Source organism: Acidobacteriota bacterium (assembly GCA_016703965.1).
Classification (GTDB): Bacteria; Acidobacteriota; Blastocatellia; order Pyrinomonadales; family Pyrinomonadaceae; genus OLB17.
In genome coordinates this window covers 745,431-760,385 of the sequence record JADJBB010000021.1, presented here as the reverse complement: position 1 = coordinate 760,385, position 14,955 = coordinate 745,431, and the positions used below count along the sequence as shown (strand labels likewise).

Here is a 14,955-nt window from a genome sequence, read left to right as displayed (position 1 = left end):
TTTAGTCCCCCGCGAGGAAAAAGCCCATCTTCCAGACACCTCGTTTCTTGGTAAATCCGGCGCGGTAATCAATGCTGCTGCGGACAAATTCGTTTTTCACATAACCCTTTTGCCCGCCCAGGGTTTTAATCTCCCACCACTCGGGATATTCCGACTTGCCGCTCTTAGGAATGGTTTCAGGCTCGATCTGAACGATATTGTACGAGAGTTTGCCGATCACCTCGGCATTCATGTTGGGCTGTTTGCGAAGATTCACGTTGTTGCCAAAGATGACCTGATAGTCAAAAGCGTCAAGATCCTCAGGCCAAGTCGTAAAAGTATATGGTGCCATGAATGTCGTCGTTCCACCTTTTTCGAACGTTCCGCCGTTCTTGAGAACCGTCAAGAATTCCTTCCAGAACCTGCTGTTCTTAGACGTTAACTTCCAGTCGCGTTTGAAGTTTGCGATACCGTCAACGCCGCCGAAGCCAAGTTGTATCTTTGGATCGACGATCGAAAGGACATACTTCGCGTCACGCCGCTCCGTGGCGGCGATCAGTTTGGTGCGGAAAGCCAGAAACGAAGAGTCTTTCGCCGCCTCATCTACCGGTTTTACGTACCTTTCCTGGGCAGCATTACAAATAGTAAGAATTGACAGCACAAACAAAATTGAAACGGATCTTTTCACGGGATCTCCTCCTTAACTTCCTCGCCCGTCCACTGCGATCTCTTCGAATGTGGTATATCGAACTGATCCAGGATGCGAAAGCATAGATGCTCTACAAGGTCGTCGATTGTCTTAGGCCGGTGATAAAAGCCGGGACTTGCAGGCAGAATGCTGGCTCCGGCGTGCGTGAGCTTGAGCATATTTTCGAGATGGATCGCATTGTAGGGCGTTTCACGCGGGACGAGGACGAGCCTGCGCCGTTCCTTTAGGCATACATCCGCCGCCCGATGGACGAGGTTCGTACCGGCTCCCGAGGCGATCGAACCTATCGTTCCCATTGAACACGGCACAATGATCATTCCGGCCTGTTTATTCGACCCGGAGGAAGGCTTCGCCGCAAAATTATCGAGCCGCCAGAACCGGATGATCTTTGATCCGGCCTCGAGGCCGAGCCACGCATTGATCTTCGCGGCGTCAGGATCTTTTAGATTAACGCCCATTTCGACCTGGGCGACGGTCGCGGCCGTGCCGGACATGATGAGATTGATGGTCTCCACAACGCCGCTCGCTGCGAGCAGCTGCAGGGTTCGTTGTGCATAGATAGTGCCCGAGGCACCGGTGATCGCAAGTGTAATTTCCATATCAGGCCAACTATGAGTTTAGCGGTGTACGAGAAACTAACAAAGTCAGAAAGCTCCGTCAGAGCTCGGCACAGTTACAATTGCAACCAAATCTAGGCTAAAGTTATCCAATTAGCTGCCTACCCTTTATTTGATGGCTTTCGCCAGACAGCTTTCAGGCATCACATCTGCGAAACATTATGTCGAGATACAAAACGATCCCGCTACTAACCCTTATCTTTCTCTCGGCCTTTGCCGCGTTCGCACAATCGACGGGTAAATCGCCCGTTATCATAATTCCGGGCATAACAGGTTCCGACCTGGTAAATCCTAAGACCGGCAAGACTGTCTGGTTCAGCCTGAAACGCGATAAGGAAGATGACTTGCGGCTGCCGATGAGGTCGCCGGTACTTAGTGCAAACCGCGACAGTTTGGTTCCCAAAGATATTATCCGCAAGGTCGAACTATCGGTTCTGCCGGATGTCGAGGTCTATCAATCGCTCATCGACGCCCTCAAGAGCCGCGGCTACACCGAAGGAAATTGGGACAAGCCTGAGGCGTCGGATGTCTTCTATGTGTTTCCTTACGACTGGCGGCGTGACAACGTCGAGACCGCCCGTCTGCTTTTTCAAAGGATCGAAAAGACAAAACGCTTGCTCAAACGACCGAAACTTAAATTTGACATCCTCGCCCACTCGATGGGCGGCCTGATCGCACGTTACGCCGCGATGTACGGCAAGGCAGAACCGCCCGCAACCGCTTCGCCCAAGCCAACGTGGGCCGGAGCCATTCACATCGACAAATTGATGATGTTCGGCACACCGAACGAAGGCGCGATGGATTCGCTGAACTCGCTCATCAATGGCTATCCGATCGTCGCCGACCGGAAACTGCCGTTCATTGATGACCTGCGGCCCGAAGACGTTATGAGCAATCCGTCGGGCTTTCAACTGCTGCCGCACCAAAATTCGGCCCGATTCCTTGATGAGAACCTCCAGCCCATGAATGTTGATATCTACAATATCGACACCTGGATCAAATACGGTTGGGGTGCTATCGCGGATCCAAAGTTTCTGAGCAAGCTGAAAGGGGCACCGCAAACCGGGGACGTGGTTAAGAAGACGAATATGTCTGAGCCCACCAACGGACGGAGCTACGACGATCTGCTTGTTGAAAAAACCACATATGCTCAGGTTCGCTCGTATTTTATTTCCGCACTCACCCGCGCAAAACGCTTTCAGGCCGCACTCGATGCCCCTTCACCTTCGACGCCGATCCGGATCTTCGCCTACGGCGGGAACTGCTCCGAAACACTCGATGCTGTGGTCATCGTCCGCGACGAAAAGAACAATCGGTGGGAAACGATCGTTGAACCTAAGAATTTTAAGGGAACGGGCGGAAAAGAAATTAAGAAGGATGCAGTTAAGGCCGCTATATATGCCATCGGTGACGGCCGCGTAACGCAGCGCTCATTGCTAAGTGAAACAAGTGTCAATGGAGGCCCGGTGATCGAGAATATAGCCTTTGCGTTATCATTCTTCGCCTGCGGCACGCATACAAAACTCTTTCTAGCTCAGGCGATCCAAGACAGCTTTCTCAGCGCCTTGGTTGTGGAGAAGGCTATGCAGCCTTAGGGGTTCAGCAGGACGAACAACCGATCGGCCCAATCAGACTTCGCACTTCTCAATATCTCGTATTGGGCCTGTGCCATTTCTGTTTTGCCTAATTTGATGTACGCGCGGCCGAGGTTATAGCGGGCCTTTTCGAAATCCTGATTATAGTTGATCGCTGTGTTCAGAGGTTCTACGCTTTCCTCAGCCTTGCCGGCTTCGAGCAGGCTTTCGCCGAGATTCCCGTAGGTTTTGGCGTCAGGGCGATATATCTTTAAGGATTCGAATATAGCGGCTGCGTCCGCATATCGCTTAAGCCTGAACAGCGCAAGGCCGAGCTTGTCCATGGCGTTCGCGTGATCTGGTTTGATCGCGATCGCCCGGCGATAGGCCAGGATCTCTTCGTCAGTGCGGGTCAGTTTTCCGAGCGCCAAACCGAGCGAATACTGTGTTTCCGCATTACCGTCATCGAGCCGGATCGCCTGGCGGAAGGCATCGACCGCTTCCTTATACTGGCCCAAAGCGTAGCTCGATGCTCCAATATTGACATTAACCGCCGCCCAATCAGGCCGGATCTTTGCCGCCTGCCGGGATGCCCGCAAGGCGTCGGTATGTTTTTCTAGAATGCCGTAGCAATAACCCGTCTGATACCATGCCTCGGCATACGTTGGGTCAGTGTCCGCCGCCTTTTCAAAATATGGAACTGCACGAGCATAATCATCCCGCGAAAGTTGAGCCAGGCCTTGCGAATACAGACGCTCGGCAGCCGATCGCTTATTCTTTTGCGTTTCTGAATTTAGTGACGAGAAGGTTTGGAGCTCGGTAACCTTGAGCTGCGAAATTCGTTCGGCAGGCACGGCAAAATTCAGGCTTTGGCCCTCGGCTGCCTGAAGCGTCGCAACGCCGATCACCTGCCCCGCCATATTTACCACGGGCGAACCCGAGGAACCCGGCGATATGGGCGCAGTTATCTGAATGATCTTTCCATAACCGCCGATCTCGCGTACGGCAGAGACGATTCCGTTCGAAACACTGCCCTCGAGCCCGTACGGGTTGCCGACGACAACTACCGATTCCCCTTCCAACGGCACCGCCTTGACGATAGGCAACGGGTTCGCCGAGCCTTTTGGCACATCGACCGAGAGCAAGGCGAGGTCGCCTTCGCCATCGATCGCTAAAACTCCCTTTACAGTGTATTTCTTGCCGTCGAGCAAATGGATCTCGACGCGGGAGGCTCTTTCGATGACGTGCCGGTTCGTAATTATGCGATCGCCGGCGATAAAGAAACCGCTCCCGCGCGAAAGGGTAACATCCTTTGCATCGAACGTCTCGATCGCGACGGCAGACGGCTTTATCCGCTTGACGAGCTCCGGCAAGAAGTCCTGCGCGTTGGCTGTTCCCGCGAAACACGCGAAAAGCACGAAAAAGAGGAGTATTGATCTGAGTGGACGCGAACTCATTGCTGCTTTCGGAATTATAGGCGTTTTAGACCGAGGTAACAATGATTTCTCGTCAACACGCCGCTGAATGACCGATCAAGCCGCCTTACTAATTTCTAAAATTTAATGTTTTTGTAACATCCCGTTCATACGCTATTAAGTCAGTCCGCCTAGACTGTCGATTACGCAGTAGAAATTTCATACAATCAGACAATCGATATGCAGCATACAATTCTGATCATCGAAGATGATGCGGACATAGCTGAAGGGTTGCAGTACAACCTCAAGCGCGAGGGTTTTCGCACATTGATCGCCGAGTCAGGTGAGAAGGGTTTGCGTCTCGCTCTCGACGAAAAGAACCGGCCTTCGCTGATCCTGCTCGATCTGATGCTTCCCGGAATGAGCGGCATGGAACTCTGCCGCCGTCTTCGCCGCGAATCCCTCACCGAAAAAACGCCAGTCATCATGCTTACCGCCAAAGCAGCCGAAGGAGACAAGATCCTTGGCCTCGATACCGGAGCCGATGATTACATCATCAAACCGTTCTCGATCAAAGAAGTGATAGCCCGCGTACGTTCCGTTCTGCGGCGGGTCGACACGGAAACTTCGCCAACCTACTCTGACCCTCAGTTGACCGTCGACTTTGCTGACATGCGGGTCACGTGCACGGATCGTGCGGTTAAGCTCACGCGAAAAGAATTTGCCCTGCTCGAGCATTTGATCCAAAACTCCGGCCGCGTTGCCTCGCGTCAGCAGCTGCTCGACAACGTCTGGGGCTACAGCTATTTCGGCGACACCCGTACGCTCGACGTCCACATCCGGCGCCTCCGGCAAAAGCTGGATGAATGCGGCTCATGTATTGAAACCGTAGTCGGCGTGGGTTATCGTTTTATCGGATGTAAGTAATATCTGCTCTCAAATATGAATGCCGCCGTGATCGAGCTGCCTGCAACGCAGACCTCGAACCAGATACTGCAAAAAATACTCGACACGACACGCGAAGGCGTGATCGTGGTCGACTCTACAATGCGGATCGCTCACTGTAACGTACCGGCGGCGGTGGCGTTTGCCCGTGACGGCGGGCTGGAACTTGAGACAAAACGCCTCAGCGAGGTGATCCGCGACCTGGACCTGCACGAAGCTTTTCGCAAAGCGATAGTCTCTCAAATATCGAGCGATGTCCGCCTCGAATTGCCGACCGCCGAAAAGCGAAAATTTGACGTTCACATTGCACCGATCGAGCTCAGCGGCGAGAATTTTTCGATCGGATTCTTTTACGAAACCACCCAGATCGACCGGCTCGAGATGGTCCGTCAGGAATTTCTTTCAAACATCTCGCACGAGCTGCGAACGCCGCTTACCTCGATCCTCGCCTTTGTCGAAACGCTCGAGGACGGCGGTATCGACGACAAAGAGAATAACCTCCATTTCCTCAACGTCATCCGTCGGAACGCCGAGCGGATGCACAGCTTGATCGCTGATATCCTCGAGCTTTCGCTGATCGAATCAGGCAATGTCGCCGTCAATATCCGCGAAATTCGGCTGCACACTGCCGTGCAGGACGTGATGAATACCCTCTCGGCAAAGGCGAAAGAACGCGAGATCGCCCTCCGAAATCTGGTGCCGGAGCAAGCGGTGATATTCGCGGATTCCGTTCGGCTCGAACAAATGCTAACGAATCTGATCGACAACGCGATCAAATTTAATCGTCACAGCGGCTCAGTTACGGTCGATTTTGACCAGGCAGATGGCCGTGACGTAATATCTGTCGAGGATACCGGCGAAGGCATTTTGCCGGAACATGCACAAAGGATCTTTGAGAGATTTTATCGGGCGGACCGAGCCCGTTCGCGCGAGATCGGCGGCACCGGCCTTGGCCTCGCGATCGTCAAACACCTTGCCCGTCTGCACGGCGGCGAGGTCGCGGTGACATCAACACTCGGCTCTGGAACGACCTTCAGGATCGAACTGCCTTCTTAAACCCGGGAACGCAGGCGCCCTCGCCCGCAAGCGTCCTGCTTCGAGTGTGCTAAAGTATGCAGTAATCGATCAAGGTGAACAATTCTGATCAAGGTCACACCGGAGGAACCGGCTTTGCAGGCCAGGGCTCCTAAGTTCCAAGGGCTGTAAACGCCTCACCCGCGAACTTAAAGTGCGTTTCCTCATCATTGCTGACCGCCCCGAGTTTCTTATAAAACTCGATCGCCGGCGTATTCCAATCCAAAACCTGAAAATCGATGCGATCAAAGCCGCGATCAGCAGTAATACGGGCGATCTCCTTCAGCATCGCCTTCCCGTTTCCACCGCCCTGGAATTCCGGCTTTAGATAGATATCCTCGAGATGCATCCCGCGTTCACCGCGAAAGCTGGAGAAATTTGGATAGAAAAGTGCGTAGCCTGCCAGCATATCGCCACTCCGGGCGACCAAGCCCTCAACCATCGCATCGGCTCCAAACAAGGCGGCGTAAAACCGTTCCGCCGTTGCCGTGCAATACTCGCTCAGCTTTTCGTACTCGGCAAATTCCTTTAGAAGCTCCAAAACGCCCGGAATGTCGCCGGGTTCCATTTTTCGAATCGTTAAAGTCATACAGGTCAGAACCGCCTGCGTAAGCGGGCGGAACAAAGATCAATTCCAAACAACTACCTAGCCTTGCACCAACCCAAACTATAAGCACACTTACGCAGCCGGTTCTGCCAAAAGGGCTGTCCATTTTACCGGACAGCCCTTCGTTCAAAATTACAAAAACAAAACTATGGCTTTTTCTTTGCCGGCGTCGTTACCTTCTGCGGCGTGACGTTCTGTTCTTTCTTCAGCGTTTCGATCAAAGCAACCGCGTCGGCTTTGAATTTGTTCGTGTCCGGCGCGATGCCGACGAATTTCTGGAGGAGATTTGATCCTTCCTGCAGCTTGGTCTTATCGTTGTTGATATAGCCAATGTTGACGAGGCTCAATCCCGCTCCGACAAGTGCATCAGGGTTATCCGGCGTTGTTTCCAGGATAGCCTTGTAGGCGACGATAGCATTGTCCGAATCGCCGACTACGCGATAAAGGTCTGCAAGAGCCAGGCTCGCAGCGGCCTTTTTTGCGGCATCCGGCTCATTCGCCTGATATTCCGGGATCATGACCTTAGCTACTTCGATCACACTTGGATCGACCTGCTCGGTGCGTACCGCCATCTGGAATACCTCGACAGAGCCGCGGAGCGTTCCCATCTTATTGCTGTCGTAGTTCGCTTTGTCGGTAATATCGGTAGCCGGTGCATCCTTGAGAACCTTCCACGAGTTCAAGTATCCGGCCGCCGCGTCCGCAAAATCTTTCTTAGCTTTGTTAAATGCTTCGACCTTGGCAGTTACATCAGATCCGGCTTTGATGCCGACGTTGTAGCTGTCAACGCCTCTGGTTCTCAGGGCGATGCCGCGGTTGTTGTAAAAGATCGGTGCGCTGCCGACGTAAAGCGGATCGGCTGCGATGCCTTCATCATACTTCGTGATCGCAAGGTCCATGTTCTTGGCGGAGAAAGCTTCGTTGCCGGCCTTGAGAGCAGCGGTAACGATCTCGTTGGTCTGCTGGGCTTTCTTGTTCTTTTCCTCGACCTCTTTCTTTTTGGACTCGTATTCAGCCTGAGCCTTCTTCATTTCCTCGGTGTTCTGAACCGCTTCCGGACTTCCGGCCGCCACCTTCGGCTTAGCTGCCTGGGCCCTTACATCAGCCTCAGCCATCTTGCTGCCGTCACCGGGATTCATTGTGATCAGGAGGCGTTCCTGTCCGGCTTTGACGTTCGTCAGATAGGTCGGTGCCGCACCCGGTGCCGAGACGGATAGAATGAACGTCCAGCCGAGCTGAAGGCCGGCGAAGTTGAATTCACCACGCTTATTCGTCTTTGCGGGCGGCGAACTCGCCTTGATGTCGGTTCTAAAAACCTCAACCAATGCTCCCTCAACCGGAACTCGCGTACCATCGGCCTTTAGCATTTCGACGGTGCCGGTTACCGGGGCATTCTGGGCAAAAATGGCGACACCGCCGACAAAAATAACGATGCCGGCAAAAATGAATGAAATTAATGACTTGCGAAACATATACGTCCTCCGATATTAACAAACGACCGATATTGGCGACTCGTAAGATGCGCGAACCTTATCGAGGGTTTGTAATAATTCCCTCTATTCTAAACCAATTTCCACGAAATTCCGAAGCAAGAGCGGGCCGCCTAATAAGTTTACCGCTAAAAATCTGATATACCGAAAACTTGCAGCGATCCGAAGTGGGAACATTGCCCTAGTTTTTGAAGACAGATAGAAAGGATCAAGCGGATGACCACCGATCTTCCTAAATACTTCCGCTTTGGTCCGCGTTCAAAAAGCGATGTAACTAACTCTTGTGACTTGCCGCACATCGCGGTGGGCCGAGCCCTGTGATAATCTACTCAATTAAATTTTTGGAGCGTCACAGCTCCCACGTGAGATACATGACCTACAGAGTTTTCAATTTCAGTGCCGGCCCGGCGGCGATACCGCTTCCAGTTCTAGAACGGGCACAGGCCGAGCTTCTTTCAGTCAACGGCATCGGAATGAGCGTGATGGAGATCAGCCACCGCTCGACGCAGTTCGAAGCCATCCTCGCGGGAGCCGAACAAGGCCTTCGCGACGTTCTGAACGTGCCCGACAATTTCCGCATTTTGTTTATGCAGGGTGGGGCGTCGATGCAGTTCTCGATGATACCGATCAATTTTCTGGGTGCGGACCAAACAGCCGATTACGTCATCACCGGTTTCTGGGGCCGCAAAGCCCTTGTCGAGGCCCAGCGTTGCGGCAACGTCAACGTGATCTACACCTCCGCCGAAAGCGGCTATCGTACGACGCCGGGTCAGGCCGAGCTGAATTTCAGTCCGGATGCACGCTACGTCCATTACGTCGCGAACGAGACCATCGAGGGAGTTGAGTTTCAATACGACATCGAGGGCGCCGGCATTCCGGTCATCTGCGATATGTCGTCAAATATCATGTCGAAACCGGTAGATTTCGATAAATTCGCGATGGTTTACAACGGCGCCCAAAAGAATATCGGCCCGAGCGGTATCGCTGTCGTTTTCATCCGCGAAGATATGCTCGAGATCATCCCGCAAGGCCTGCATTCGCTGCTCGATTACCGTAATGTTGCTGCCAATGATTCGATGGCGAATACGCCGAACACCTGGGCCATCTACATTGTCGGCCTCGTGTGCGATTGGCTCAAAGAGCAAGGCGGCCTCGCAGCGATGCAAAAGCGAAACATCGAAAAGGCCGGTCTGCTGTATAACGCGCTCGACACCAGCGACGGTTATTTCACCGGCCACGCGAACCACGATGTACGTTCCATGATGAACGTAACATTCAAACTGCCGACCCCGGAACTCGACGAAAAATTCTGCGCCGAAGCCGAACAAAATGGCCTCGACGGCCTACGCGGCCACCGCTCACTCGGCGGTATCCGAGCCTCGATCTACAACGCCTTCCCGAGAGAAGGCGTCACGGCATTGGTCGATTTTATGCAGGATTTCGCCCAAAAGAACGGATAAAGACTGGAGCGCAAGCGTCCTGCTTGCCAACGCCGGTTCCTCCGGCGTAACGGCGATTCGGATTAAAACCACATTGCATCCCTATCGGCGCGTTTTTCACACGCTTAGTAAGGCCGCTGCCAGCTCCGCTTCCTCACCTTCGCCCACCGTCCGGAGGTCGATCATCACGCGGTCGTCAACAATTCGGGTAATGATCGGTGTAGGAGCATTACGCAGTGCGAATTCCAATCGCGAAGCGGACAAATGAGTATGACTAACAGCTATCAAAGCGGTTTCCGGCGTCACATTTGGCGCAGCTCCGCCGCCGACGGCGGAAACGCCATCGACAATTTCAAATTTCAGATCTGAAATTTGAGATGCCGAATCCCGCGGATCTTCAGAAGCAGCGACAGCCGAGTTGACGAATCGCTCTGCTCTTTCCCGAATTTCGGCCTTGGTCATCGACAGCATCCGCAACACCGGAACGTCATCGGCCTCGGAGCCTCTGCGATATACCTCGAGCGTTGCTTCGAGCGCCGCGTAGGTCAGTTTATCGACCCGCAATGCCCTGTACAGCGGATGTTTTCGTAAGCGTTCAATATATTCAGCCTTACCGGCAATGATGCCGGATTGTGGGCCGCCGAGGAGTTTGTCGCCGCTGAATGTAACGATATCGACACCCGCCGCGATCGAGACATTCACCTGCGGCTCGTCTGTCAGCCCGAGGCCGCTGAGGTCGATCAACGCTCCCGATCCAATGTCTTCGTACAGCACGATCCCGGATCGATGTGCCAGATCGGCGAGTTCGTCCAGGCCCGGCATTGAGGTGAATCCGACAATGCGGTAATTCGACGGATGAACCCGGAGGATCACGCGAGTCTGCTCATTGATCGCCTTTTCGTAATCAGCAAGTTTTGTGCGATTTGTCGTCCCGACCTCGCGAAGAACCGCTCCGGATTGGGTGAGAACATCCGGCACGCGGAAATCACCGCCGATCTCGACCATTTCCCCCCGCGAGATGATCACCTCGCCGCCGAAACCGAACCCTGTCAGCACAAAAAACGCCGCTGCGGCACAATTATTGACGATCAAAACGCTCTCGGCTCCGGTCAGTTCAGCCAGCAATTCCTCAGCCCGCTGGCCGCGTCTGCCGCGTTTGCCGGTATTGATGTCATATTCGAGCGTGCAGTAACCGGCGGCATCGGCGATCGCCATACGTGCGTTCTCCGAGAGCGGAGCACGGCCGAGATTGGTGTGAATGACGACACCTGTGGCGTTAATAACACGATGGCTGCCGGCCAACCGTTCAAGTCTCCAGGCTTCTGATAATTTGCTCTCCGCATTGCAAAGAAGGTCGTATTTTGAAAGCTCCGAGCTTGGATCTGACGAAATTTCGCTCCGCAGTTCCGCGATCACAGCACGGGCAAGCACTGCGGCATGTCTCTCGCCGGCGGCCGAGATGATCGCGGAACCGGTCTCTGAACGCAGCACCTCATCGACGGAGGGCAGATTACGAAGCACGGAATTTGGAGCTGAGGCTGATGGCATATTTTTATCTTATCCGAAGTAGTTGAAGAAAAACATGGAATTCCTGCCGTGTTATAGCTATTATTTAAATAGCGGCTCCCCGCGCCCGCTTCTCACCCAAAGGAAAATCAAGATCATGGCTCTAGGAAAACAATACGGCAACCAACTAACGCGCAAACAGGAAGAGGTCGAATTCGATCAAAAACTAAGCCGGCTTGAGGACGACATCCGCAAGCTGAAGATCGATTTTGACATCTATTTTAATGGTGCCACAAAACGTGCTCCGCTCGAGGCTCGCGCCCGGCTTGAATCAACCATAAAACGCCTCGCCGATCACCGGACCATGAGCTTTGCCCAGCGATATTACCTCAATACGCTCGTCTCCCGATTCACCTCGTACCGCGAACTCTGGCGGCGAACTTTGAAAGCCAAGGGCGAGGAAATGACGTAAGAGAAAAGAAGTAACCACGAAATAACACAAAAAAGACACAAAAAACTTGTGTCTTTTTGTGTCTCTTATAGCATTTTCGTGACTGAGACTTTTGCATGAAAACTCCTCTCCAAAAAAGACGAAAAAAGGCAGCCTTGCCCGACTGCCTTTTTTCTGATTTTACTTGGGAGTTGCCCCTACGCGACTTTCATCACGTTCTCGGCCTGAGGCCCTTTTGGACCGTCGGTTACTTCGAACTCAACTTCCTGGCCCTGGATCAGGGTTTTGTACCCGTCACCGCCAATGGCGCTGTAATGAACGAAAATATCCTGTTCGCCGGGCTGCTCAATAAATCCGTAGCCCTTTGCGTTGTTAAACCATTTGACCTTGCCGATAGCTTTTGACATCACTCTGTAAATCCTCCTAAAACTTCTAGTTCCTCATATAATTTTTCTGCCCACCTTTATCGGGATCATGGCAGAAAACAAACCGCCCCACACACTGCGCCAAAAACGGCACGGCTTCCGGTGCGGAAAAAGTTCTACTTCGCACGTCTCATTACAAATAAATCGAGACCTTAAAATGCAAGATCTTAGTTGTATTTTGCTTGGGTTGTGTTAATAGACGAATGGAAATTTAACCAAATCTCGAACTTCTGTCAAGGGATTTTTCCCCATTTCGGGGAAAATTGACATAAATATGCCGATACCGCAAGATAAAGCCAATATTTGCGGACTAAAGAGCCTCCAACCATGTCATCTGAATACGGTCAAAACGCACTGCTTACTTACAACGAATACCTGAAAGTTCCGTCGCTGCTCGAGCAGCAGCGAACGCTTTCGGACCCAACGAGCCACGATGAGTTACTGTTCATCATCATCCACCAAACCTACGAATTGTGGTTCAAACAGATCCTTCACGAGATCGACGCAACCATAAAATGGCTCGGTGAAGGCCGTATGTTCCGGGCGAATCACAGCCTTCGCGGTGTGGTCTCGATAGAGCGGATCCTGGTAACGCAGATCCACATTCTGGAATCGATGGCACCGATCGGTTTCCTCGAATTTCGCGACAAGCTCAATCCGGCGAGCGGTTTTCAATCAATGCAGTTTCGCGAGCTTGAATTCGTTTCAGGAGCAAAGGACGAGAAGATCCTCGCTTCGTTTAAGAACGATGAATTTGCCTTCGAACGCCTGACCCGCAGATTTGGCGAACCAACGCTCGCCGATACCTTTTGGGAACTCTGCGCCCGAAGTGGCTTAACGGTCCAAACCCACGATGACCGAGTTGCCGCAACCGTCCAGATCCTCAAAGATCCTGAAAAGAACGCCGAACTTTATAACATGCAGGACCTGCTCATCGAGCACGACGAACTGATCGTCTCTTGGCGCCACAACCACATTCTCATGGTCGAGAGAATGCTCGGCATGAAACGGGGTACGGGCGGCTCAGACGGTGTTGGCTATCTCATGACCACGCTCTCGAAAAAATTCTTCCCTGAGATATGGGAAGCCCGAACCCACTTAAAGATCGCACCACTTGCATAACGCCATGTTCAAAAGATACTTTTCGCTTGCTCTTATCCTGCTTCTAGTGGGCGCCGCCTTCGGTCAGAACGTCCGCATAACGATCCTGCACGTTAACGACGTCTATCAGTTTGCACCCGTCGAAGGTGGAAAACGCGGCGGATTGGCTCGCCTTATGACGCTCAAAAAAGCCGCGATGGCTGAAAACCCGAACACGATATTCACGCTTGGCGGCGATACGCTCTCGCCGTCGGTCGAGACCCGCACGTATCGCGGGGCACAGATGATCGATGCCTGGAATGCGGTTGGGCTCGACCTCGCGGTTTTTGGAAATCATGAGTTCGACGTCAAAACCGCTGAACTTCTCGCTCGGATGAAGGAATCGAAATTCACGTGGCTCGGTGCAAACGTGATCGACGTGAAAACCAAAAAGATCTTCGCCGATACACCGCCGTATGTCGTCCGCGAATTTGGCGGCATCAAGATCGGTTTCGTCGGCCTGCTGCTGCCAGAGACCAAGCAAACATCGTCGATGGATGAAACGCTGACCGTCACCGATTACTGCTCGACTGCGAAAATAATTGTCAAGGAAATGCGTAAAAAAGCGAAGGTAAACGCGGTTGTCGGCCTGACGCATCTTTCCATGGCCCAGGACAAAAATCTCGCCAAATGTGCCGATTTTGACCTTATCCTCGGCGGCCACGAGCATACTCTGCTCCAGTCATCATCGAACGGAACGCCGATATTCAAAATGACGGCTGACTCCCGCGAACTCGGCAAATTTAACTTGAATTTTGACGCGAAAACGAAGCGGCTTGAGAGCTTCGATTGGGAAATAATACCCGTAACAGACAGGATCGCCGACGCACCGGAGTTTGCTCCGGTGATGGAGAAATATCGCGGCTTGCTCGAAAAACTCGCCGAGCGGGTCGGAGCCACGACCGAACGGCTCGACGCCCTTTCCATCTCGTCGCGAACCATGGAAACGAATATTGGCAACTTCATCGCCGATTCATACCGCAACGCGGGCCAAGCTGATATCGGTTTTGTCAACGGCGGCTCGATCCGTGCTGACCTTGTCTACGAGCCCGGCGTACTGACAAAACGCGACGTGCTGTCGATCCTGCCGTTCAACAACCCGATCGTAAAGGTCGAGCTGACCGGCAAACTCCTAAAACAGATCCTCGAACACAGCGTCGCCCGCAGCGGCCCGGGCGAAGATGGAGAACCGGGCAGATTCCCGCAGGTTTCGGGCCTGAAATTCTCATATGATCCAAAAAAACCTGCAGGCAGCCGCGTCGTCGCCGTGACGGTTGGCGGCTCGCCACTCGATGAAACGAACACCTACACACTCGCAACATCAGACTTTCTCGTATCGCGCGGCGGCGACGGCTACACAATGTTCAAGGACGCCAAGGTCGTCTCATCAGCCGCCAACGCTCCAAAAGATTCCGACGCCTTCGAAGCCGCGATCCGAAACGCTCAAAACTCGACCATCTCGCCGGTTGTTGAAGGGCGAATCGTGAGAGTGAACTAGGATCTGATCTCTTCCTTGGCGACTTTGCGTTCGCACTTTGCGGCTTTGCGGGAAACCAGCAAGACATTTCCCGCAAAGTCGCAAAA

The 14,955-nt window shown here is 53.0% G+C and carries 14 protein-coding genes; 7 read left to right on the top strand and 7 right to left on the bottom strand.

Annotated elements, in window-relative coordinates; translation table 11 throughout:
• Position 1: 1 nt before the first annotated feature.
• Together IPG22_10940 and IPG22_10935 are read right to left on the bottom strand one after the other, a co-directional pair.
• A complete protein-coding gene (locus IPG22_10940; protein ID MBK6588799.1) occupies positions 2–667 on the bottom strand; it encodes an SH3 domain-containing protein in 666 nt (221 codons plus the stop codon).
• Positions 664–1,287 (bottom strand): UbiX family flavin prenyltransferase, encoded by a 624-nt coding sequence (locus IPG22_10935; GenBank protein MBK6588798.1) that lies wholly within the window; start codon positions 1,285–1,287, stop codon positions 664–666. Before IPG22_10935 ends, IPG22_10940 begins: the two co-directional genes overlap by 4 nt.
• Before the next feature lie 179 nt (positions 1,288–1,466).
• Here IPG22_10935 and IPG22_10930 point away from each other — a divergent pair, with 179 nt between their 5' ends.
• Complete coding sequence (locus tag IPG22_10930; GenBank protein ID MBK6588797.1) at positions 1,467–2,900, top strand: hypothetical protein; 1,434 nt, start codon at positions 1,467–1,469, stop codon at positions 2,898–2,900.
• Here the strand turns inward: IPG22_10930 and IPG22_10925 are convergent.
• Positions 2,897–4,336 (bottom strand): trypsin-like peptidase domain-containing protein, encoded by a 1,440-nt coding sequence (locus IPG22_10925; protein MBK6588796.1) that lies wholly within the window; start codon positions 4,334–4,336, stop codon positions 2,897–2,899. The two genes, IPG22_10930 and IPG22_10925, sit on opposite strands and share 4 nt — an antisense overlap.
• Positions 4,337–4,534: 198 nt before the next feature.
• On the opposite strand from IPG22_10925, the gene IPG22_10920 reads away from it, so the two are divergent.
• Both IPG22_10920 and IPG22_10915 read left to right on the top strand, forming a co-directional pair.
• Positions 4,535–5,221, top strand: a complete 687-nt coding sequence (locus IPG22_10920) for a response regulator transcription factor (protein ID MBK6588795.1) — start codon at positions 4,535–4,537, stop codon at positions 5,219–5,221.
• 15 nt (positions 5,222–5,236) lie between these two features.
• Positions 5,237–6,295, top strand: a complete 1,059-nt coding sequence (locus IPG22_10915; protein ID MBK6588794.1) for an ATP-binding protein — start codon at positions 5,237–5,239, stop codon at positions 6,293–6,295.
• Between the two features lie 130 nt (positions 6,296–6,425).
• Here the strand turns inward: IPG22_10915 and IPG22_10910 are convergent, their stop codons facing one another.
• Both IPG22_10910 and IPG22_10905 read right to left on the bottom strand, forming a co-directional pair.
• On the bottom strand, positions 6,426–6,881 hold the full coding sequence (locus IPG22_10910) for a GNAT family N-acetyltransferase (GenBank protein ID MBK6588793.1): 456 nt from the start codon (positions 6,879–6,881) through the stop codon (positions 6,426–6,428).
• Positions 6,882–7,066: 185 nt separating this feature from the next.
• Positions 7,067–8,392 (bottom strand): carboxypeptidase regulatory-like domain-containing protein, encoded by a 1,326-nt coding sequence (locus IPG22_10905; protein MBK6588792.1) that lies wholly within the window; start codon positions 8,390–8,392, stop codon positions 7,067–7,069.
• Positions 8,393–8,781: 389 nt separating this feature from the next.
• Here IPG22_10905 and serC point away from each other — a divergent pair, with 389 nt between their 5' ends.
• The gene (gene serC, locus IPG22_10900) at positions 8,782–9,870 is read left to right on the top strand and encodes a 3-phosphoserine/phosphohydroxythreonine transaminase (GenBank protein MBK6588791.1); all 1,089 of its coding nucleotides are present in this window, start codon (positions 8,782–8,784) and stop codon (positions 9,868–9,870) included.
• A gap of 96 nt (positions 9,871–9,966) precedes the next feature.
• Here the strand turns inward: serC and IPG22_10895 are convergent, their stop codons facing one another.
• The gene (locus tag IPG22_10895) at positions 9,967–11,397 is read right to left on the bottom strand and encodes an L-seryl-tRNA(Sec) selenium transferase (protein ID MBK6588790.1); all 1,431 of its coding nucleotides are present in this window, start codon (positions 11,395–11,397) and stop codon (positions 9,967–9,969) included.
• Positions 11,398–11,512: 115 nt separating this feature from the next.
• Here IPG22_10895 and IPG22_10890 point away from each other — a divergent pair, with 115 nt between their 5' ends.
• On the top strand, positions 11,513–11,827 hold the full coding sequence (locus IPG22_10890; protein MBK6588789.1) for a hypothetical protein: 315 nt from the start codon (positions 11,513–11,515) through the stop codon (positions 11,825–11,827).
• Positions 11,828–12,003: 176 nt separating this feature from the next.
• On the opposite strand, the gene IPG22_10885 is transcribed toward IPG22_10890, so the two are convergent.
• Positions 12,004–12,213 carry a cold shock domain-containing protein gene (locus IPG22_10885; GenBank protein ID MBK6588788.1) on the bottom strand — a complete coding sequence of 70 codons (210 nt, stop codon included), beginning with the start codon at positions 12,211–12,213 and terminating at the stop codon, positions 12,004–12,006.
• Between the two features lie 345 nt (positions 12,214–12,558).
• Here IPG22_10885 and IPG22_10880 point away from each other — a divergent pair, with 345 nt between their 5' ends.
• A complete protein-coding gene (locus IPG22_10880) occupies positions 12,559–13,353 on the top strand; it encodes a tryptophan 2,3-dioxygenase (GenBank protein ID MBK6588787.1) in 795 nt (264 codons plus the stop codon).
• A 4-nt stretch (positions 13,354–13,357) separates the two neighbouring features.
• Positions 13,358–14,869, top strand: coding sequence for a 5'-nucleotidase C-terminal domain-containing protein (locus tag IPG22_10875; protein ID MBK6588786.1), 1,512 nt, complete (start codon positions 13,358–13,360; stop codon positions 14,867–14,869).
• Positions 14,870–14,955: the final 86 nt, after the last annotated feature.

What these genes read in the sequence shown, in the direction of transcription:
- IPG22_10930 (MBK6588797.1), top strand. Translation starts at nt 1,467, where the DNA reads ATGTCGAGATACAAAACGATCCCGCTACTAACCCTTATCTTTCTCTCG.
- IPG22_10915 (MBK6588794.1), top strand. Translation starts at nt 5,237, where the DNA reads ATGAATGCCGCCGTGATCGAGCTGCCTGCAACGCAGACCTCGAACCAG.
- IPG22_10910 (MBK6588793.1), bottom strand. Translation starts at nt 6,881, where the DNA reads ATGGAACCCGGCGACATTCCGGGCGTTTTGGAGCTTCTAAAGGAATTT.
- IPG22_10885 (MBK6588788.1), bottom strand. Translation starts at nt 12,213, where the DNA reads ATGTCAAAAGCTATCGGCAAGGTCAAATGGTTTAACAACGCAAAGGGC.
- IPG22_10875 (MBK6588786.1), top strand. Translation starts at nt 13,358, where the DNA reads ATGTTCAAAAGATACTTTTCGCTTGCTCTTATCCTGCTTCTAGTGGGC.
- IPG22_10935 (MBK6588798.1), bottom strand. Translation starts at nt 1,287, where the DNA reads ATGGAAATTACACTTGCGATCACCGGTGCCTCGGGCACTATCTATGCA.
- serC (MBK6588791.1), top strand. Translation starts at nt 8,782, where the DNA reads ATGACCTACAGAGTTTTCAATTTCAGTGCCGGCCCGGCGGCGATACCG.
- IPG22_10890 (MBK6588789.1), top strand. Translation starts at nt 11,513, where the DNA reads ATGGCTCTAGGAAAACAATACGGCAACCAACTAACGCGCAAACAGGAA.
- IPG22_10895 (MBK6588790.1), bottom strand. Translation starts at nt 11,397, where the DNA reads ATGCCATCAGCCTCAGCTCCAAATTCCGTGCTTCGTAATCTGCCCTCC.
- IPG22_10880 (MBK6588787.1), top strand. Translation starts at nt 12,559, where the DNA reads ATGTCATCTGAATACGGTCAAAACGCACTGCTTACTTACAACGAATAC.
- IPG22_10905 (MBK6588792.1), bottom strand. Translation starts at nt 8,392, where the DNA reads ATGTTTCGCAAGTCATTAATTTCATTCATTTTTGCCGGCATCGTTATT.
- IPG22_10920 (MBK6588795.1), top strand. Translation starts at nt 4,535, where the DNA reads ATGCAGCATACAATTCTGATCATCGAAGATGATGCGGACATAGCTGAA.
- IPG22_10925 (MBK6588796.1), bottom strand. Translation starts at nt 4,336, where the DNA reads ATGAGTTCGCGTCCACTCAGATCAATACTCCTCTTTTTCGTGCTTTTC.